The following is a 19741-nucleotide window of genomic DNA, read 5'->3' as shown; positions in this document are numbered from 1 at the left end:
CCCGGGAACGTTCCTGCCCGTTCTCCGGAGGGGAGCGGGCAGGTCAGTTGCCGGTCATCGACCGGGCCGCCGCGTAGACGTCGAAGACGGCGAGTGCCAGCGGGACCAGCGTCAGCAGGACGAACACTTCCGCGATCTCCATGAACCGGCCCCAGAAGGGCGTGACGCCGCGACGGGGGACGATCAGACCGATGGCGGTGACCAGGGCGATGGCCACGGCCACGGCCGCCGCCAGCCACACGCTGCGGACGTCGAGGGCGGTGGTGTCGCCCTGGAGCGCGTCGCGCCAGTCCTGCGCCGGCGGGTTCATCGCGAGCCCCAGACCGAGGAAGACCAGGCAGGCGAGGCCGGCCGCCAGGGCGGAGGCGACCTGGGCGGTGTACCGGAACAGCTGGGCCCGCATCAGCATCGCGACGCCGGTGGCCAGGGCGAGGAGCTGCGCCCAGACGTTGCCGGAGAAGCCGAGGACGATCGACGCCCCCACGGACACGAAGGCGCATCCGCCGACGAGTCCGACGAGGAGTTCGTGGCCGCGCCGGGCCTGGGCCGCGACGCGCCGGGTGTCGACGGGTTCCGGAGCGTCCTGCTCCTCCGTCAGGTAGGACCCGCGTGACGCGCTGGGCGGTTCGAAGCCGATGGGCAACCGGGCGAAGCGCACGGACAGGCCCGGCAGGAAGGCGAGGGCGCACACCGCCAGGGGTGCGCACACGGCGGCCGTCTCCATGGGCTCCAGCCGCGTCAGCATCGCGAGGAACGTCGTGAGCAGGCCGATCGCGGAAGCGAGGACGAAGGCCACGAAGGGGCTGTCGCCGCCCGGGGACACCAGGGCGAGCACGACGGAGGCGACCAGCACCGCCGCGCACGCCAGGAGGAACTGGAGCCGCCCTATGCCCTGGCCGTCGGCGAGCGGCAGCAGTCCCGAGCCGGCCACGGCGATGTTGGGCAGGGCGCCCAGCCCGAGGGCGACCGCGGAGCCGCGGTCGTCGTACACACGCGCGCGGACGCACGCGAAGGTGGTCAGCAGGACTCCGGCGACCGCGGCGATGATGCCCTGGAGGCCGTGCATGTCGTGGTGGACCTGGGAGCTCCAGGCCACGAACGCCAGCAGTGCCGGAAGCACACCGCCCGCCACGAGACCGGCGACGCGGGTGAGGTCGCCGTCCCACAGGGCGCGGTCGCGGGTGACGGCGGATGCCACCGCCTCCGACACGTCGTCGAAGACGGCGGGGGGCAGCGACTCCGAGAACGGGCGCAGCGTGAGCAGTTCGCCGTCCAGGATGCGCTGGACCGCGAAGGAGCGGGCGCTGTCGAGGACGGTCCCGTCACGGCGTACGAGGTGGTAGCCGACCGGTGCGCCCTCGGCGGGACTCTGCCGGGAGAACCGCAGGATCTCCGGGTACAGGTCGGCGACCGGCACGTCGTCCGGCAGCGCCACGTCGACACGGCTGTCGGGGGCCACGATGGTGACCCGGCAGAAACCGAGTCCCGTGCCTGCCCCGGACGGGGTCCCGGTGCCCGGTCCGCCGGCCGTGCCGGCCGGCGCGGAGGCCGTCGTACTCACCTGTTGTTCCCCCTCGTCGGTGCTGCGGACCCGCGCGTACCGTCGCGCACGGTCCCTGGGCGGTGCTTCCGTCCGATCCGCCCGCCGGCCGCCTCCTCGGAGACCGGGCCGACGGACCACACGTGTGCCGCACGTCGCGCGGTGCACGGACTTCGGCGGCCGATTCGCAACTGCTCACACGTCTCACGGCACCCTACCGCCCACCGGGGTCAGCGGCTGTCAGTAGGATCGCGCAGCGCGATCGACGTTCGCCGGACACGGGGCGGCGGGCGGAACGGATCCGTTCGGCAAGGGAATTGGTGCGAGTGAGTCACATCGTCGTCAAACGTCCGCCACGTGCGCTGCCGAAGGACGTGCCCACGAACGAAGTCGTGCTGCAACCACCTCCGGAACTGCCGCGCGGTCAGCAGGAGGGCGCCCTGATGCAACTCCTGCCCATGCTCGGCATGGGCGGGTCCGTGGTGTTCTTCTTCAATCCGCAGGCCCAGCCGTTCATGAAGATCATGGGCATGGTGATGGTGGCCTCCACCATCGCCATGGGCGTGGCGATGCTGGTCCGCTACCGGCGCGGCAACCAGGGGCAGCTGGCGGACCTGCGCCGGGACTACCTCCGCTACCTGTCGCAGGTCCGGCTCACCACCCAGGAGACCGCGAAGGCCCAGCGCGACGCCCAGTACTACCTGCACCCTTCACCGGAGCAACTGTGGGCCCTGGTCGCCGAGGGCAGCCGGGTGTGGGAACGGCGCGCCGGTGACGCGGACTTCGGGCAGGTACGGGTGGGTCTGGGCCCGCAGGCCCTGGCCACTCCCCTGGTGGCGCCGGAGACCGCTCCGGTGGACCAGCTGGAGCCGCTGACCGCCGGGGCCGTGGAGCGCTTCGTGGCCACCCACAGCACCCTGGACGCCCTCCCGATGGCGGTCTCCCTGCGCGCCTTCTACCACGTGACGCTCAGCGGCGACCCGAAGAGCGTGCGCGGCACGGCCCGTGCCGTCACCGCCTCCCTGGCCGCGCTGCACTCCCCCGACGACCTGGTCGTCGCCGTCGCCGCCGGACGCGAGTCGGCGCCCGAATGGGAGTGGGTCAAGTGGCTGCCCCACGCGCAGTGTCCGACGGCCGCGGACGGCGCCGGCAGCATGCGCCTGGTCACGACCGACCCCGTGGAGCTGGAGGAACTGCTCTCCACCCGTCTCCAGGGCCGTCCGCGCTTCCACCCGGGCGGGCCGCCGGTGCCCGAACAGCCGCACCTGGTCGTCGTGCTCGACGGCGTCTCCCTGCCGCCGACGTCGCTGCTGGCGAGTCCGGAGGGCCTGCAGGGCGTGACCGTGCTGGAGGTCGTGCCCGGCAACCTCGCCACCGGCCGTGGTGACCTCTCCATCGTCGTCCACGCGAAGGACCTGCGTCTCGAGTCGGCGCAGGGGATGGTCTACGAGGGCACGGCCGAGGGGCTCTCGTACGAGGCGGCGGAGGCCCTGGCCCGGCAGCTCGCGCCCCTGCGCATGGCGTCGGGCGGGGACGACGACGAACCGCTCCTGTCCAACCTGGAGTTCACCGATCTGCTGAACCTGGGTGACGCCGCGGCGGTGGATCCACGGCGGACCTGGCGGCCCCGTTCGCAGTCCGAACGGCTGCGGGTGCCGATCGGCGTCGGCGAGGACGGCCGGGCCGTGATGCTCGACCTCAAGGAAGCGGCGCAGGAGGGCATGGGCCCGCACGGCCTGTGCGTCGGCGCGACCGGTTCCGGGAAGTCGGAGCTGCTGCGCACCCTGGTCCTCGGCCTCGCCGTGACCCACTCCTCCGAGACCCTCAACTTCGTGCTGGCGGACTTCAAGGGCGGCGCCACCTTCGCGGGCATGGCCCAGATGCCCCACGTGGCGGCCGTGATCACCAACCTGGCCGACGACCTCACCCTCGTCGACCGGATGGGCGACTCCATCCGCGGTGAGCTCAACCGGCGCCAGGAGATGCTCCGCGACGCGGGCAACTACGCCAACATCCACGCCTACGAGAAGGCCCGCGCCGCGGGTGCTCCGCTGCAGCCGATCCCGTCCCTCGTGCTGGTGATCGACGAGTTCAGCGAGCTGCTGACCGCCAAGCCGGACTTCATCGAGATGTTCGTGCAGATCGGCCGGATCGGCCGGTCGCTGGGCGTGCACCTGCTGCTCGCCTCGCAGCGGCTGGAGGAGGGGCGGCTGCGCGGGCTCGAGACCTACCTGTCGTACCGGATCGGTCTGCGCACGTTCTCGGCGGCCGAGTCGCGGGCGGCGCTCGGCGTCCCGGACGCCTATGAGCTGCCGAACGTCCCCGGCTCCGGTTTCCTGAAGTTCGGCACGGACGAGATGGTGCGCTTCAAGGCGGCGTACGTCTCCGGCGTGTACCGCTCGGAAACCGACCGGGCGGCGTCGTACGACGGCCCCCTGCCCGTCGACCGCCGGCCCGTGCTGTTCACGGCCGCGCAAGTCCCGGTGCAGTACCTGGCGGTTCCGCGGCAGCGCGACGCGTCCGGCGGCGGGACGGGCGACGACACGGACGACGCGTTGGCCGACACCGTCCTCGACGTCATCGTGCGGCGCCTGGAGGCGCAGGGCCCGGCCGCGCACCAGGTGTGGCTGCCCCCGCTGGACAGCCCGCCGTCGCTCGACGCACTGCTGCCCGGCCTCGCCGAGGTGCCCGGCCGCGGCCTGACCCAGCCCGGCTACGAGGGCGCGGGCCGGCTCGTCATCCCGGTCGGCCTCGTCGACAAGCCGTACGAACAGCGTCGCGACCCCTTGTGGGTGGACTTCGGCGGCGCGGCCGGCCACATGCAGATCCTGGGTGGTCCGCAGTCCGGGAAGTCGACGCTGCTGCGCTCGATCATCGCCTCCTTCGCGCTCACCCACACCCCCCACGAGGTGCAGTTCTACGGACTGGACTTCGGCGGCGGCGGTCTGTCCGCCGTGGCGGGGCTCCCGCACGTGGGCGGTGTGGCGTCGCGTCTGGACCCCGAGAAGGTGCGGCGTACGGCGGCCGAGGTGTACGGCGTCATGACACGCCGCGAGGAGTACTTCCGCACGGCGGGCATCTCCTCGATCGCCGAGTTCCGTGCCCGCCGCGCACGGGGCGACATCTCCGTGACCGACCAGCCCTGGGGCGACGTCTTCCTGGTCATCGACGGCTGGGGGAACTTCCGCACCGACTACGACGCGCTGGAGCCGATCGTCCTGGACATCGCGACGCGCGGCCTCGGCTACGGCATCCACCTGATCCTCACCGCTTCCCGCTCCATGGAGGTCCGCGGCAACCTCAAGGACCAGTTGATGAACCGCCTGGAACTGCGGCTCGGCGACCCCATGGACTCCGAGTTCGACCGCAAGGTCGCGGCCAACGTGCCGACGGGGGTGCCCGGCCGCGGCCAGACCCCGCAGAAGCAGCACTTCATGGCCGCGGTCCCGCGGATGGACGGCCTGTCCTCCGACACGGACCTCGCGGAGGCGACCCAGGCGCTCGGGACCGAGGTGGCCCGGCACTGGCAGCAGCCCGGCGCTCCCGCGGTGCGCCTGCTGCCGAGGGAGTTCCCGGCCCACCAGCTGCCCCCGGGCGACCGGTTCCCCCGCCAGGGGGTCTCCTTCGCGCTCGACGAGGACAACCTGGAGCCGGTGTTCGTCGACTTCGACCAGGATCCCTTCTTCCTGATCTTCGGGGAGAGCGAGTCCGGCAAGTCGAACCTGCTGAAGCTGCTCATCCGGCGTCTGACCGAGCGCTACGACGGCGACGGCTGCAAGCTCTTCGTCATCGACAACCGGCGCTCCCTGCTGGGCGTGACCCCGCCCTCGCACCTGGCCGAGTACGTCCCCATGTCGAACCAGATGCAGCACCACATGGACGCGCTCGCCGAACTGATGCAGCGGCGCACACCGACCGCGGACGTCACGCCGCAGCAGTTGCGCGACCGCAGCTGGTGGCAGGGGCCGACGGTCTACATCGTCATCGACGACTTCGACCTGGTGGCCACGTCGAGCGGCAACCCCCTGGCCGGCCTGACCGAGCTGCTCCCCCTCGCCCGGGACGTCGGCGTGCGCTTCATCATCGCCCGCTCCACCGCGGGCGCGAGCCGCTCCGGGTACGAGCCCTTCATGCAGCGGCTGAAGGAACTCGGCGCACAGGGCGTCGTCCTCAGCGGCGATCCGGCCGAGGGCGACCTGCTGGGCGGCGTACGTCCGCGTCCGATGCCCCCGGGGCGGGGCGTGTTCGTCTCCCGGCGACGGGGACGGCCGCTGGTGCAGACGGGGCTCGTGGCGGAGGAGGATTTCTGACCGAGGTCAGCCGTTCCGGTCCGGTGGGGCCAGGGATTGGTCGAGGACTTCGTCGTGGCTCCGCCCGAGAGAGCCGCGCGAAGAAGAACCTGTACGGCCATGTCCTGTCGACAGCAATGGAGGAGTGGACCCATGGCATGGGACGAGTGGGAACAGTTGAAGGCTCAGGCTGCCGACCGTCAGTCGGCACACATGCAGGTGAACCAGGCGCCCGCTCAAGGGCCGGGCGCCGGCGGCAAGCCCGATCTGGTCGTGCAGCAGGACGACCTCGGCGCCGTGGGGCATGACGCTTTCGTCCTGCACGGTGACCTCGTGAAGAAGGTGGACATCGCCGGTGCCGGCATGAACTCCGACCATGCCGGTTCCACGCACCAGGCGGCATCGACGTTGTCGAAGTCCAACTTCACCATGGGCGACGAACTCATGACGACGCTGACGGTCTGGGAGAGCCAGGTGAAGGCGGTCCGCCAGGCCTGTGCCCACATCTCGAACCACCTGGACTTCAGCAAGAAGCGGCACGCCAACGACGATGCCGAGATCGCCGCAGTCATCAGGAACCGCAACGGGTCCGCCGTGCCCGTTTCGGAGCTCGACAAGTACTTCAAGTAGCACGGGGGAAGCGCAGGCATGTCCATCACCTACAACGACCTGATGCAGGTCGACCTCGGCAGACTGGGGACCGCGGTATCGGACTGGAAGAAGGCGGTCACCAGTCTGAAACAGCTTGAGACCGACGCACGTGACGGTCTCAAGAAGAAGTCCGACCGCGCACGCTGGGAAGGTGTGAACGCCGGCGTCACACGCGGGTTCGTGGACAAGACCGCCAAGGAGCTCGCGGACCTCCACACGGAAGCCAACAGCATTTTCCAGGTCCTGGACGACGCCCACCGTGAGCTCGAAGCGTTGCAGAAGAGCGTCAGGACACTCACCAACGAGGCCAAGGGCAAGGGCTACACCGTTCAGGACAACGGCAACGGAACGGTGAGTGTGGGCGTCCAGCCCCAGTCGGGAGCCGATGCGAAGGACGGCAAGGACGACACGAAGCAGGACCGGCAGCGCTACGCCGACTCCATAACGGGAAAAATCGCCCACGCCAACGACATCGACCTCTCCACCAAGCTGGCACTCAAGCGAGCACACGGGAGCGACCCGCACAACGCCGGTCACGCGAAGTACGGTTCACTCAATGACGCGCAGGTCGAGCGGGCTCTGGAACTCGCCAAGAGGCGCGAGGACATGACCGACCGCGAACTCGCCGAACTGAACAGGCTGCTGCGCCACAACGGACGTGAGAAGGACGGCGAGTTCGCGACCGAGTTCTTCGAGGGCCTGGGCGGGCCGAGGCAGACACTCGAGTTCTACGCGGCCATGTCGATCGACGGCACCGACGGGGACGCTTCGAAGACCCGTCTGGCCGGCGTGCAGGACCTGCAGAAGTACATGGGCCACGCCTTGGCCAACGCGACCGACCCTTACACCCCGCAGAGCGTCAAGGGCGATCGGCAGCATCTGCCCTCCTGGTGGGGGGCGGAGTTCCGCAAGCTGGGCACCCAGGAGATCGAGTGGGAACGCAGCATGTGGAGCAAGCCCTACGGCTACCAGGTCCTGGGCGGCCTGCTCCGTTACGGGAACTACGATCCGGCGTTCCTGACCCCCATCGCGGAGCACGTCACCCAGCTCCACCAGGACGATCCACACCGCTTCATGTCCAGCAGGCCCGCCGGCAGCGACGACCGTTACGGGTTCAACCCTTCCGGAAAGCTCGGCAGCGGCAATGATCCGCTGAACAGCGTGCTCGAGGCCCTCGGGCACAGCCCTGAGGCAGCCGAGCAGTTCTTCACGGAGAAGCCCACGGCGTACAACGAGGACGGCACGATCAAGTCCGGTGAGAAGACGGACTTCAAGTCCTACCTCGACCTTTTCACCAAGAAGGACTTCGAGTGGACGACCGACATGAACAGTCAGCACTTCCTCGGGGATGAGGAGGCGGCGAAGAAAGCGCTCAACTTCGGGCCGAACGCCCTCGGCCACGCGTTGGAGGCCGCCGCGACGGGTCACCCGTACGACAGCAGCACAATCGACCCCTCGGTCAAGCACAGCGAGGCGCAGGCGAAGCTGGTCCACGACATCGTGGAGAAGTTCACCAAGAACCCGGACCTGCTGACGCACAACATGAACGGGGACCTGAAGGATGAGAAGACCGGCCCGCTCTACGCGCTGAGGGACAGTCTGGGCAACATCTCGGCGGACTACATCGGCGACTTCCAGCGGTCGATGTACATGGAGCCGTCCGACAGCAGGATCTTCCCGGTCAACGGCGCGGCTGCCAACTTGGATCCCGGAAGCGCCCAGAAGTTCCTCGGCCTGGTCGGACAGGATCCGGATGCGTACAGCGCGATCACTTCCGCTCAGCAGGCGTACACGACGAACGTGGTGCACGAGTTCCTGCGGGCGGAGGGGAAGGGTCTGACCGCGGAAGACGGTGCGAGCGTCGGGCACCTGGTGGCGCCGGGGGCTGCCATCGCGGGGATCATGAGCAACGCGCGGGCTGATGCGATCTATGACTACCACACGGCCTCGAACAAGGAGTACAACGAGGCGGTGGCCGACAATGCAAAATGGGTCAACCGAATCGTGGGGCTGGGGACAAGCGCCATCCCCGCCCCCTTCTCCATCGTAGGAGAACCGGTCAATTGGCTGGCTGAAGATGTGTCCGAAAGCGTCGTGAAGAGCATCGAGATGGACACCACAAATAAGGCCGAGCACGACGCAGGAAAAGAATACTCCAAGGGAAGAGAAGCTGCCGTAACGGCATCGGTGGCGGCCGCCGAGAGCTATTTCGTACACCATGAAGGAATCGACCAGGAAACACGCGATCGCATCCTTCTGGGGATTCGTACTCAGGCTGGCGTGAGCCACTCCGACGGCGCTCAATGGAATTCCTCGGGAGATGGCACATGAGACGCATTCAACTCGTCGAACCACTAGAGAGCAGGATCCACCCTTGCCCCTGAAGAGGCTACTGCCAGCCATCCTCGTTACGCTGCCCTTGACCGCCTGTGGCGCATCTGACGATGGAGGGCTCTCATATCCCACCCCGGACAACATTTGCGGAATCCCAGCCGACAAAGAAGTTCTGGAATCCCTGCTCGATGACGGCGACAAACTGGAGCAGGACACCGGCCATTTCACTCTTACGGAAGGACAGTTCTGTCACATGTATGTGGACGGAAATGACTCCGTAGTCAGTGACGCCCGCTGGCACAATAATGGGTACGAGCTACGCGATCACTTCCTGACATACAAGGTGAAAAACCTGCGCTACATAAAAGGGGGCAAATATGCCTCATGGCACTTCGGAGTAGCAACGGTAATCCCGTGCCCTGGGGTCAGCGATAAAGGTGACGTACTGTCCGTCGAGGTGAACGACATCCAATGGAACGATAAGTCACAAACCCTGCTGGAGAAGCTCGTCCCTTCCTACTTCGACGCCTACAAGAAAAAGATAGGCTGTCATTCCTGAGGACCTGCCTTAAAACTCCTCCAGAGCAAGGAGTTGGCTGTCCACTCACGCCGTGAAGACCTCGGGTGCACATGTTGCAGGTCTGCGGGGAAGCGGTCGGGTTGCCTTCCGCCGTCGCACGGCGGCGCATGTGACATCAGTAAGCACGTAAGGCCCCTCGGCCGGATCTTTCTTTTGCAAGATCGTTCCTGCCAGGGGCCTTACGGCTGCGCGGACTTGGGGACGGCGAGTCCGGTCCGAGCCGGCGATCATGACGTGTGACGGCCAGCTACGGGAGAAGGCTTACTGTAGGTACCGGGACGCCGCCAGGTCGCCTTCCATGTACGTACCACCGGACGAGCCCACGACCTGACCGATGCCCATCAGGGCCTGGTGGATGTCGCTGGCTTCCTTGTCCCAGCGCCGCAGCTTCTCGTCGAAGGTGTCCTGCGCCTTACCCGCCCAGTACTGCTTGCTGTTGACCACCATCTGCCGGAGCTGCTGGAGGTCCTCCTCGAGCTGCTTCGCCTCGTTGGCGATGGTGGTCGCCGCGATGTCGAGGCCGTCATAACCGACTTGCAGCCCCTCGTTGTTACGGCTCATCTCTGTCTACCTCGTCTCGCTCGTGTGTGCTGTTGACCGATGACCGGGAGTTCCGCCGGCTCAGAACGAGCTGAACGGGGACGACTGCACCGTGGGGGCGCCGTCCAGGACGTTGATCTTGTTCACGGAGGCGCGGACTTCGTCTTCCTTGCTGTCCTTGATGTTGCGCGCCGTGGTCATCGCGTCGATGACGTCGGCGAGGACACGGCCCATGTTCTGCAAGGACGTGTTGATCTCGTACTGCTTGGTGTCGAACGCGGCACGACCGATGCCGTGCCACTGCCCCTCGAGGCTGTCGATCACACCCTGGAGGCTGCGCACCCGCTTCCGGATGTTCTCGAACTTCTCGTACATGTCCTTCTGCAGCTTGACTACCGCTGCATCTTCGAGTTTCTGGTCGACGGCCATGGTCAGCCGGCCCTCCCTGTCTCTGTTCTGGATTCCAACTGGTGTGACTCAGTGGTTTACGGCGGTGATGCGAGGGGTCCCGCCCGGTTCGGTCCTTCGGCCTTTCCGAGCCGGGCGGGGACGAGCGGGCAGCGGCGGAGATGGTGTCACCGTGCGCGCCGTGCGCGCACCACCCCGAAGGTGACCCCGCCGATCACGATCACCGCCGCGGCGGCGCCCAGGGCGATCCACAGCGTGTTGCCGTCGCTCGACGATTCCGCTGACACGGTCTCCGTCTTCGATCCTGCTCCGGCCGCCTTGTCCGCGGAAGTGGACCCCGCACCCTGTGACGCGCCTGTTGCAGAGGGGGAGGGAGAGGCCGCGGCCGGCTTGATCTCCGTCACCAGTTCCTCCCCGTCCTTCTTGTTCCACTTGCCGAGCGGATCGGAGTAGGGGTCACCGGCGTCGTAGTCCGGGTCCGCGAGCACCACGCGCGGCCGGATGGTTCCGTACCCGGCCTTCTGCGTCGGCTTGTCCTTCGCCCACTTGCGGCCCGCCGTGTCGATCAGCGCGCGGGTGACCTGGTTCGCGGTCCAGTCGGGGTGCGCGGACCAGATGAGGGCGGCGGAGGCTGCGGTGATGGCGGTGGCGTGACTCGTGCCCTGACTATCGTGGCAGTAGGTACTGAAATCGGGTCGGCAGTATGCCGGGATGTTCTCCCCTGGGGCTACAAGGTCAACGTACTGCCCATAGGAGGAAAAATTCGATACCTTGCTGGACTCATCGATGGACGAGACGCCCAGGACATATGGGTAGGCTGCCGGATACTCGATGAATTCTTCACCATCGTTTCCCACGGCAGCAATCAGTATCTTTCCCTTCGAAGCGACATGCTTGATCGCCGCTTCAATCTCGGGGTAGGCGATACTCGATCCGAATGACATGCTGACGATCTGCGCATCGGTATCCGCAACCGCTCGGAGGGCTTCCAACGATGTAGCCGTCTTCCGCTTGCCCTCACCGTTCGACTGGGTCTCAAATGAAACCCGGTACGGAACGATTTTCGCTCCGGGGGCAAGGCCTTGGATGCCACCGTTCGCTCCAGTACCGGCGATCAGCTCGGCCATGGTCGTCCCGTGACCGTCGTAGTCATCGGTGGCGCCGTAAGCAACGCTCTCGGGTACTTCGTCGGCGAGTACCTGCCCTTTGAGCGAATCCGTATGGGGATTGACTCCGGAGTCAATAACCGCAACCTTGATGCCCTTGCCCGTGCTGACCTTCCACATCTGCTCGGCTTGCATGGGCTCCAGGTACCACTGCTCCGACTGGACATCGGCGGCAGCAGCACCCGGGGCGAACGCCACGCTCGCCGTGACCAGGGCGCTCACGACGGCGCCCATGGCACGTACGCGTCGTCCTCGACGTGTCCCTGATTTCATGGTGTGGTGAGTCCTCGCTAGCGCTTAGTTGACTGGCGGCGCATCGTGCCGCGGTTTGCCGGTTTCACCCGTCTCCTCGTCTCCGGCCACGCGCGGGGGCCGCTGCGCCCTCTCCGTTCTGCGGTCTTTACCGGGCCTGCCACGGCCACCGGGACCCCGTACCAACCCAGTTCCGCCCTGAGTCATGCCGTTGCGCGTTGCGTTGGCGGCGGACTGTCGTCCAGCAGGGTTTCCGACGATTCCGGGCACAGGGGAGCCTCCTCGGGCGTTGCCTGTGCTCGAACCGGGTCGTGCCGGGGAACCAGCCGCCCCGAAAACACCGGACTGTCCGGGTGCGCCGACCGAGGGCCGGGAACCGGAGACTGTCCCGGCACCGCCCACCGTGCCCTGAGAAATCCTCTGCCCGCCTCCCACCGGGCCCCCGACAGCGGTCGAAGGACGGCCTCCCACTACGCCGCCCGTATTGCCGGCACCAGTGACCGTGCCCCCCATCGCCCGAGGCACCGCCGTACCGCCGGCTCGCGGCGTACCGCCGCTCACCCCCGGCCCCATGGGGAACGACTGGGCTGCGGAGGTCCCGCCCTGAGCGACCGGCGGCACTCCCGCAGCTGCCGCTCGACCCACTTGGCCCAAGGGCGCTCCGGCCGCCGCATGTCCTGGCGTCACGCCCGAAGCACTCCCACGAACCGCACTCGCTCGCCCTTGAGCCGCAACAGGCAAGGTAGGACGCGCACCACTTGGCCGCCCGTCGGAACGACCCGAGAGAACCGGAGGGAGCGGGGAGCCGAAGCCGTTCGTAGCTGGGTTGGCCGTCCCACTCGCGGTACCGGGAACACCAGTGGGTGCCGTCTGTCCTGTGACGGACGCTGGCGAGGGCGGCAGGGTGCCGACACTGTCGATGGTCGTCCCGACGGGTGCGCCGAGGTCGATGCTCTGATTTGTGACGGCATCCTCTGGTACTGCGAGACCGCGCATGCTCTGTGGAGCGGCATGCCCCTCTACAACGTCCGCCGAGCGACGCCCCTCAGCGCCTCCTTCTGTGGCTACCTGGGCCGTTCCGTAAGTCGGCGCTTCGGGCGACTTACGCGGCCGGATGTATTCCGGCTCCGGCTTCGGCACCCCCACATCCGGCATCGCCTTGAACTTCGGCGGCTCCAGCGCCGCCAGTTGTTCCTGGGACACCGCGTAGTACGACGACAACCGGTTCATCTGGTTGATCGCCTCTTGGCGGTTCTTCTCCACCTTCAGGGCCGCGGTGTACTCGTCGTTGCTCTCGACCCGCTCGTCCTTCGGGAACTGGCCGGGGCGCAGGGCCTCCGCGCGGGTGTCGCGAGGGGGCATCGCCTTGCGGACGTCCGCCAGGCCCACGGCGGCGGCGGTGATCTGGTCACCCGCTCCGCCGGCGAAGTCGCTCAGCGCGTACGTGTCGGTGACGAGTGAACGCCCCCACTTGCGGAACGCGTCGCCCGACTCCCCGACCCAGCGGACCCTTTCGATGTGGCCGTCCAGTTCCTTGGCCGCGTCCTTGATGGCGTCCCGAGCCGACCACAGGGCCTTGCCCGAGGACTCCAGGTCCTCCGGGTCGGTCTGCTCGACCAGGTCGACCATGGCGTTGAGGCTGTGGTTCTCGAAGTTCGTACGCCCCTGCAGGGCCTGCCCGACGGGGGTCGATTCGACCGCCGTACGCATCAGCCTGCTGAGGGGGTCGATCGCCGGCCGTTCCTCGAGGCCTCGGGTGAAGTCCGTGAGGAAGTTCTGCTGGGAGACCCGCTCCAGGTCCGCCTCGTGCTTCTTGTCCGTCATCGTCACAGGCTCCCGCTGGTGTCCCCGCCCTTGGCGCGTCGCTCGCCGTCCCTGGCGTCCTGAATCTGCCCGATCTGTACCTGGATCTCATGGAAACGACGGCGCTGTTCCTCTTCGAGGTTGTCGAAGCCCACATGCGCACCCTTGACGGCGATGCCGATCGCCTCGATCTGCAGGTGCAGTGTCCTGGAGAGCGCGGTCAGTTCCTCATGGACGCGGTTGTACTGGAGGTACAGCCCGTGCGCCTCCGGGAAGGCGGCCGTGCTGCCGCTGTTCAGCGACGTGGGCTTGATGGTCTGGTTGCCGACCCGCGTGGGGTGGGCGGCCGAGCTCTCCAGATCGCGCAGGACGCCGTCCACACGCTTCACGAACGTGGTCAGCGCCTCGTCGGCGACTTCCAGGTTCAGTGCCCTGGTGGCGGACACGCCACCCACCATGTCTGCTGGAAGCACGTCGCTCCCTCCCCGTTTCCCCGTGACACCGTCGGCCGAGACCGACCAGTTGGCCAGTTGTGCGCCCTACGTTCGCAAACCAGTCGTGATCGCCACTCTAACGAACGGGTACGACAGAGCCAATCGTGATGTGTGCCAACTCAGTTACGGCTGTGTCCCGGAGATGCCTTTTCGGCCGATGCTCGGCCGGCACCCCCATCGCACCGCGCACGCGGACATGATGACGACATCGAGGTGCGCTTCGCCCGGCATCTCGACCGGAACGAGTGGATCCGCCCAGAACCTTTACGTCAGCAACCGGGTTATGGAAGCCGCAGCGTCTTGGTGCTCTCGGGTGGGTTGCTCACCGGCGCCGGAGTCCGGACGCCGCTGAGCGCCGTCCGACCGGCAACGGCGCTGACGGTCCTGACACACGGGGAAGGTAACCGTCCATGGCATGGGACGAATGGGAGCAGCTCAAGGCCGACGCCCTGCAACGGCAGCAGGGTTCCACGCGGATGCAGCTCAACGAGCTGGACGGGGGCGGTGGTTTCAGCGGCCCCGGCAGGCCGGGCACGTACGGCGGACTCAAGGTCGCCAACGACGGCCTCTCCAAGATCGGCAAGGCCGCCTTCGGGCTCTACAACCAGTTGTGGGACAAGGCGCGGGTCGCCGTGCCCAGCAGCGACTCGGCCGCCGCCGACCTGTCGAAGCAGGGGTTCGCGCTCGGCCCGGGACTCAAGCACGTGTCGAACCGGTGGGAGGAGCAGCTCAAGTCCCTGATGGACGCGTGCGCCCACATCTCGAACCACATGCGGGTGACCAAGAAACTGCACGACAACGACGAGGGCTACATCCAGCGCCAGATGAGCAGCATCGCCGCCCTGGACGCCGGGTTCGACGAAAGGGTCGGGGCTCCGGGCGAGAAGAACAGCATCTACGGGGAGCCGGGCAAGAAGAAGAAAGAGGAGTAGCGGGGCGCTGAGGACGTCTTCTGCCGCGTCCCGCGCTCACCGCTGCTCGCGCCATCTCCCTCAGCCTGCTTCTCGTTTCACTCCCAGGACGTGCATCCATGGAACTCGACACTCTCCGTGACGCCAACTTCACACTGCTCGACGACGCCGTCGAGGACTGGTCGACGCTCGTCAAGAGCCTCGAGGGTCTGAAGAAGGACGCCGAGGACGATCTGCGCAAGAGTGCCAACAGCGCCGATTGGGCCGGCGTGAACGCCAAGGTGTCCAAGGAGTTCATCGGCAAGACGGCCGGCGAGTTCGCGGACGCCCACACCCAGGCGAAGAGCATCCACCAGATCCTCAGCGACACGGTGGGTGAGCTGAAGGGCTACCACCGACAACTCGTCGAGGCCATCGACGGCGGCCGGAAGAAGAACCTCACGGTCATCGGGTACGAGGGCGGCTTCACGGTCACCACGAACGCTCCCCCCGAGGCGCGAAGGGTGATGGATCAGGACAACAAGGATGACATCACGGCCCTTCGCGACGAGATCCAGGGGATCCTCGACAAGGCCACCGAGAGCGACAACTCGGCCAGGACCGTTCTGCAGGCCCTCGCGAACCAGAGCAAGATGGGTTTCGCCGACGCCAGTTACGCGGACCGGGACTCCGCCGCCGAAGCGCTCAGGCAGGCCGACCAGTTGGCCGCCCTTGCCAGGAAGAATCCCGACGACCTGACGGTCAAGGACTTCGACAGGATCAACGCCGGGCTCAAGAAGTACGCCGGTGACGATTTGTTCGCCGAGCGGTTCGCCACGGCGCTCGGACCCAAGAAGACGCTGGAGTTCTGGGCCGGGCTCAGCGATCCGCACAGGGGTGACCGGGGACTGGAGCTCGACCGTCTGGAGCAGTTCGACGATCTGCAGCGGAACCTGGGCATGACCCTGGCGAACGCCACGCAGAGCGATACGGCGGCCATGGCGGACTGGAAGCGCACGATGATCGACATCGGCGACAAGCCGATCCACGGCAGCCGCGGCGGCCCGATGGGCTTCCAGGTCATGAGCAACCTCATGCGCACCGGCGACTACGACGACCGCTTCCTCAAGGACTACGGCACGAAGCTCATGGCCACCGAGCGCAAGTTCACCGGTAACGGTGAGCATGCGAACACCGCCTGGAACAGCGGCCCTGCGACTCCCCGACTCAACCGGATCGGGGAGGACAGCGGGGCCGACGCGTTGACGGGATACCTGAAGGGTTTGTCCAACAGCCCGGACGCGGCCACCGACTTCTTCAACCAGCGGTTCGTATCGAAGGACGACCCCGACAACCCGTTCGAGCGGGATTCCGATGACGAGAACGACTACGAGGGAAAGATCTCCCTCAGCAACTTCCAGTACCTGTTCGAAGAGCGAGACTGGCCCCGGGAGGCAAGCTCCAAGGGAGATGACCTCCACACCGGGCAGAACAACTTGGCACTGGCGCTGGAGGCCGCGATGACGGGACATCCAGCGGGTGAGCTGCCGACGGCGGATACGCCACCGCACAACGCACAGCAGGCGAAACTCATGGAGAGCCTGGTCGCCTCCATCGCGGAAGACCCCGGACGACTGACCAGCAACGGATACATGTCCGACAGTATCGGACAGATCACTTCCGAGTACCTTCCTGACCTGAATCGCGCCTTGAGCGATGTGAAGAGAGATCCTGAGTCCGCAGACTGGCGAGACATTGAAAAGTTGCATCCAGTCGTCGGGGCAGAGGCCGCACTTGCCCACGGCGACGTAACCAGGCTCCTTTTCGCCATTGGACGGAACGAAGAGGGTTACGCTGCCGTGGAAGTCGGCCAGAAGGCGTACATGGGCCGCCTTCTGGACTACCACCTGAATCCCGAACTACCGACGGATCGACGGGTATCCGACAATTACCAACTGCTCATTGAGCAGATCACCGGCAGGTCAGGAGAGATTTCCGGGACGCTTGGACTTGGCGTCCAGGAGGCTATTGGGAAGGAAGCATCAGACAAGGACAAAGGGTACGAACATACGGTCGCCCAGCGAAAGAACATGATCTCCGGCACGGTCGGTACCGTGGTCGGCGTGGGTACGACCTCCATTGCAACACCTTGGGTTGGGGCTGTGATCGGCGGAGGTGTCAGCACCGTAACCAGCGTTGTCCTGGAATCCGTATTCGAAGATGCCGAGGGCAAGGCCAGAGAAAAAGCCCAGATCACAGGTGGACAGTTCTGGGAGAACGGCGTGAGAAGAAACGTCGATATCACGCAAACTGCCGCGCGCGCAGCGGCTGACAAGCACCACACAATCGACTCGGGAGATGCGGCTATTGCCGCACGGGAAGCGAATCGCCAGGGCTACCTTAACGCCCAAGCTATTGTCAACGGCCAAGCTCCCGGCACTATCACAAGTTACTCTTAGTATCACAACAGTCGAAGGAGGCTCATGAAGCCCCACCAAAGGAACTCGCTACATCGCAGGGTTACCTACATCCTTTCAATCACCCTCCCTATAGCCCTCCTTACAGGCTGTAACACAGACGAACAAGCTCGTAATTACACGACGCCTCATAGTTTGTGCGGAATCAAAGTGGATCCCAAAGAACTAACCCCATTTTTACCCCCAGGGGAAAACATTGAAATCGAAAAGGAAAGTCTCTCCGGGGTCACCACGTGCAAAGTCGTAGTGGATGACACTCTCATTTTAACGACCACTCAGGCGTGGCTAAAAAGGGGGGGAACCACCACATACTTCGCTTCCAGCCAGACACTCGAGGACATCAATCTCTCAGCAGAGGGCGACCGTTTCAAATATTCAGGAAACGAAGGGTTCGGAAAAACTCAAAATTGCGTGGATGAAGTCTACGAACAGGAGTTGTATGCAGCGGTACAAGCTTCTGGCTCGGCACATCGCGACCCCGACTCCATGAAGCGACTTATCGTTTCCTACACAGCAGAGGTTGAAAATTCCCCTGAATGCGCCAAATCAGCACTGTGACGGCTCAATCGCCTAAAGGACTGTCCCGTAAATGATCTCTGGATCACCTCGGCCGTGCCTGGTCGCCGTATGTCCTGTTCGTTTATCCAGCAAGAGTGAGGTTGTGCAGGCGGGCGATGCCGCGCATGACGTGGTGGACTCCGTGTGCCGTCCAGGGCCGTCACGGTCTGGTGCGTCGCACCGGTCGGTTCGGCGTCGCTCCCCTACGCGCCGTTCCCGGTGGCCAGGCCGCGGACGTCCATGACGATCATGACTACGGCCATCGTGACCAGCGTCAGGCGTGCGACGACGAAGGTCGAGTCGGGAACGTCGGGGCCGAGGGGTTGAAGGACTCGCGCCAGGCCCGTACGCGGTCGGTCTTGAGGCAGGCCATCGCGAGCAGTACGGCGGCCAGAACCAAGCACACTACCGACAGTTGTGCCAGTGGTGTCATGCGTGGTCTCCCCTTGCTCCGTGCCTGCGTCGTGCGTCCCTCACCGCGACCGCCGTGCCGGCCAGGCCCGCCGCCAGGACGAGACCGCCAACCACCACGTACGTCCCCAGGCGGGTGTTGCGTTCCTCGGCCGTCTCGCCGAGGTGCAGGGGGGCCACGGAGGGCGCCTTCGCGTGGATCTCCCCTTGCTCCGCCCGGGGGGACTCCACGGGGCGGGCCGGATCGACGTCGGTGAGGGCCTTGACGGGGTCGATCACGCCCCAGCCGACCAGGCGGTCGTGGCCGGGGATCGAGCGTTCGGCGGTCTGCTCGATCTGGGCGACGATCTGGCGGGCGGTCCACTTCGGGAACTTGGCCTTCAGCAGTGCCGCGACCCCGGCCACGTACGGGGCCGAGAAGCTGGTTCCGTTGTCCGAGCAGTGGCCGTTGCCGGGGACGGTGGAGATCATGTCCACTCCGGGGGCCGCGACGCCCACGAACTCTCCGGACTGGGAGAAGGGAGCGCGTTCGTTGTTGCGGTCGGAGGACGCCACGGCCAGAACGCCCTCGTAGGAGGCCGGGTAGGTGACCTTGACGTTGCCGCCGAGGCCGTCGTTCCCGGCCGAGGCGACGACCACGACCTTCTGGTCCAGGGCGTGGTCGACCGCCTCCTCCAGGCTCGGGTCGGGCCGAACGGCGTTGGCCGTGTCCTGGGAGATGTTGATGACGTCGGCGCCCGCCTGGACGGCGTAGCGGATCGAGTCCGCGAGGGTCTTGGCGGTGCCGTTGCCCTCCGCGTCGTTCTGCTTGATCGGGATGATCGTGGCCTCGGGGGCCAGACCGACGAAGCCGGTGCCTTCGGCGGGGCGGGCCGCGATGATGCCGGCCACACGGGTGCCGTGGCCGACGGTGTCGGTGGTGCCCTGCGCGTTGCCGCGCTCGATCTTCTCGCCCTTGGCGTTCTTCGACGGCAGGAAGTTCCTGCCCTTCGAGGCGTCGACGGCGTCGGAGAGCTGTGGGTTCTTCACGTCGACGCCCGTGTCGATCACCGCGACCCGGACGCCCTTCCCCTTCGACTGCGCCCACAGCGCGTCGAGGTTGACGCGTTGCAGCGCCCACGGGCGGCCTTCGTACTTCTTGGACGGGAACGTGCACCGTCCGGCGTCGTCCGCCCGTGCCTCGGGGGCCGCCGGGAACACGAGGACGGTCCCCGTGAGGAGGGTCGCGGCGAGCACGGCCCCCGTCGTGCGCGGCAGTGCACGAGGATGTCGGACCGCACGTACGTCGTCGGTCCGTTCGGTGGCGTCGCACCCGGTGGGGATGTTCGTCGGCATGGCTGGTCGCTTC

At 66.5% G+C, this 19741-nt stretch carries 15 protein-coding genes; 7 read left to right on the top strand and 8 right to left on the bottom strand.

The window, feature by feature from the left end:
- Positions 1 to 43: 43 nt before the first annotated feature.
- Positions 44 to 1561: a type VII secretion integral membrane protein EccD gene (gene eccD, locus ACZ8ZB_RS25045; protein WP_470739881.1), complete on the bottom strand. Its 1518-nt coding sequence runs from the start codon at positions 1559 to 1561 to the stop codon at positions 44 to 46.
- A 305-nt stretch (positions 1562 to 1866) separates the two neighbouring features.
- Here eccD and eccCa point away from each other — a divergent pair, with 305 nt between their 5' ends.
- The 4 genes from eccCa to ACZ8ZB_RS25025 all read left to right on the top strand — a co-directional run bounded on the left by eccCa (position 1867) and on the right by ACZ8ZB_RS25025 (position 9373).
- Positions 1867 to 5850: a type VII secretion protein EccCa gene (gene eccCa, locus ACZ8ZB_RS25040; RefSeq protein ID WP_470739880.1), complete on the top strand. Its 3984-nt coding sequence runs from the start codon at positions 1867 to 1869 to the stop codon at positions 5848 to 5850.
- A 132-nt stretch (positions 5851 to 5982) separates the two neighbouring features.
- Positions 5983 to 6459 (top strand): hypothetical protein, encoded by a 477-nt coding sequence (locus tag ACZ8ZB_RS25035; RefSeq protein ID WP_470739879.1) that lies wholly within the window; start codon positions 5983 to 5985, stop codon positions 6457 to 6459.
- Positions 6460 to 6477: 18 nt separating this feature from the next.
- Positions 6478 to 8811: a hypothetical protein gene (locus tag ACZ8ZB_RS25030; protein ID WP_470739878.1), complete on the top strand. Its 2334-nt coding sequence runs from the start codon at positions 6478 to 6480 to the stop codon at positions 8809 to 8811.
- A 43-nt stretch (positions 8812 to 8854) separates the two neighbouring features.
- Positions 8855 to 9373, top strand: coding sequence for a hypothetical protein (locus ACZ8ZB_RS25025; RefSeq protein WP_470739877.1), 519 nt, complete (start codon positions 8855 to 8857; stop codon positions 9371 to 9373).
- Positions 9374 to 9655: 282 nt separating this feature from the next.
- Here ACZ8ZB_RS25025 and ACZ8ZB_RS25020 read toward each other — a convergent pair whose 3' ends face one another.
- From ACZ8ZB_RS25020 to ACZ8ZB_RS25000, 5 genes are all read right to left on the bottom strand, one after another.
- The gene (locus ACZ8ZB_RS25020; protein WP_217130101.1) at positions 9656 to 9955 is read right to left on the bottom strand and encodes a WXG100 family type VII secretion target; all 300 of its coding nucleotides are present in this window, start codon (positions 9953 to 9955) and stop codon (positions 9656 to 9658) included.
- Between the two features lie 60 nt (positions 9956 to 10015).
- The gene (locus ACZ8ZB_RS25015) at positions 10016 to 10363 is read right to left on the bottom strand and encodes a WXG100 family type VII secretion target (RefSeq protein WP_030834540.1); all 348 of its coding nucleotides are present in this window, start codon (positions 10361 to 10363) and stop codon (positions 10016 to 10018) included.
- 146 nt (positions 10364 to 10509) lie between these two features.
- On the bottom strand, positions 10510 to 11742 hold the full coding sequence (locus tag ACZ8ZB_RS25010; RefSeq protein WP_470739876.1) for a S8 family serine peptidase: 1233 nt from the start codon (positions 11740 to 11742) through the stop codon (positions 10510 to 10512).
- 63 nt (positions 11743 to 11805) lie between these two features.
- Positions 11806 to 13584 (bottom strand): WXG100 family type VII secretion target, encoded by a 1779-nt coding sequence (locus ACZ8ZB_RS25005; protein ID WP_470739875.1) that lies wholly within the window; start codon positions 13582 to 13584, stop codon positions 11806 to 11808.
- A gap of 2 nt (positions 13585 to 13586) precedes the next feature.
- Positions 13587 to 14036 carry a hypothetical protein gene (locus tag ACZ8ZB_RS25000; RefSeq protein ID WP_470739874.1) on the bottom strand — a complete coding sequence of 150 codons (450 nt, stop codon included), beginning with the start codon at positions 14034 to 14036 and terminating at the stop codon, positions 13587 to 13589.
- 431 nt (positions 14037 to 14467) lie between these two features.
- Between ACZ8ZB_RS25000 and ACZ8ZB_RS24995 the strand changes: the two genes are divergently transcribed.
- The 3 genes from ACZ8ZB_RS24995 (at position 14468) to ACZ8ZB_RS24985 (ending at position 17982) form a co-directional block, all read left to right on the top strand.
- Positions 14468 to 14989: a hypothetical protein gene (locus ACZ8ZB_RS24995; RefSeq protein WP_470739873.1), complete on the top strand. Its 522-nt coding sequence runs from the start codon at positions 14468 to 14470 to the stop codon at positions 14987 to 14989.
- Between the two features lie 98 nt (positions 14990 to 15087).
- Positions 15088 to 17406, top strand: a complete 2319-nt coding sequence (locus tag ACZ8ZB_RS24990; protein WP_470739872.1) for a hypothetical protein — start codon at positions 15088 to 15090, stop codon at positions 17404 to 17406.
- Between the two features lie 168 nt (positions 17407 to 17574).
- Entirely contained in the window at positions 17575 to 17982 is a 408-nt protein-coding gene (locus tag ACZ8ZB_RS24985; protein ID WP_470739871.1) for a hypothetical protein, read from the top strand.
- Between the two features lie 274 nt (positions 17983 to 18256).
- Here the strand turns inward: ACZ8ZB_RS24985 and ACZ8ZB_RS24980 are convergent, their stop codons facing one another.
- Together ACZ8ZB_RS24980 and mycP are read right to left on the bottom strand one after the other, a co-directional pair.
- On the bottom strand, positions 18257 to 18415 hold the full coding sequence (locus ACZ8ZB_RS24980) for a hypothetical protein (protein WP_470739870.1): 159 nt from the start codon (positions 18413 to 18415) through the stop codon (positions 18257 to 18259).
- A complete protein-coding gene (gene mycP, locus ACZ8ZB_RS24975; protein ID WP_470739869.1) occupies positions 18412 to 19728 on the bottom strand; it encodes a type VII secretion-associated serine protease mycosin in 1317 nt (438 codons plus the stop codon). Before mycP ends, ACZ8ZB_RS24980 begins: the two co-directional genes overlap by 4 nt.
- Between the last annotated feature and the right edge of the window lie 13 nt (positions 19729 to 19741).

The sequence above is a fragment of the Streptomyces sp. 12E genome (genome assembly GCF_055633275.1).
The sequence above is the reverse complement of the archived record's forward strand: the minus strand, read 5'-3'. Positions and strand labels throughout refer to the sequence as shown.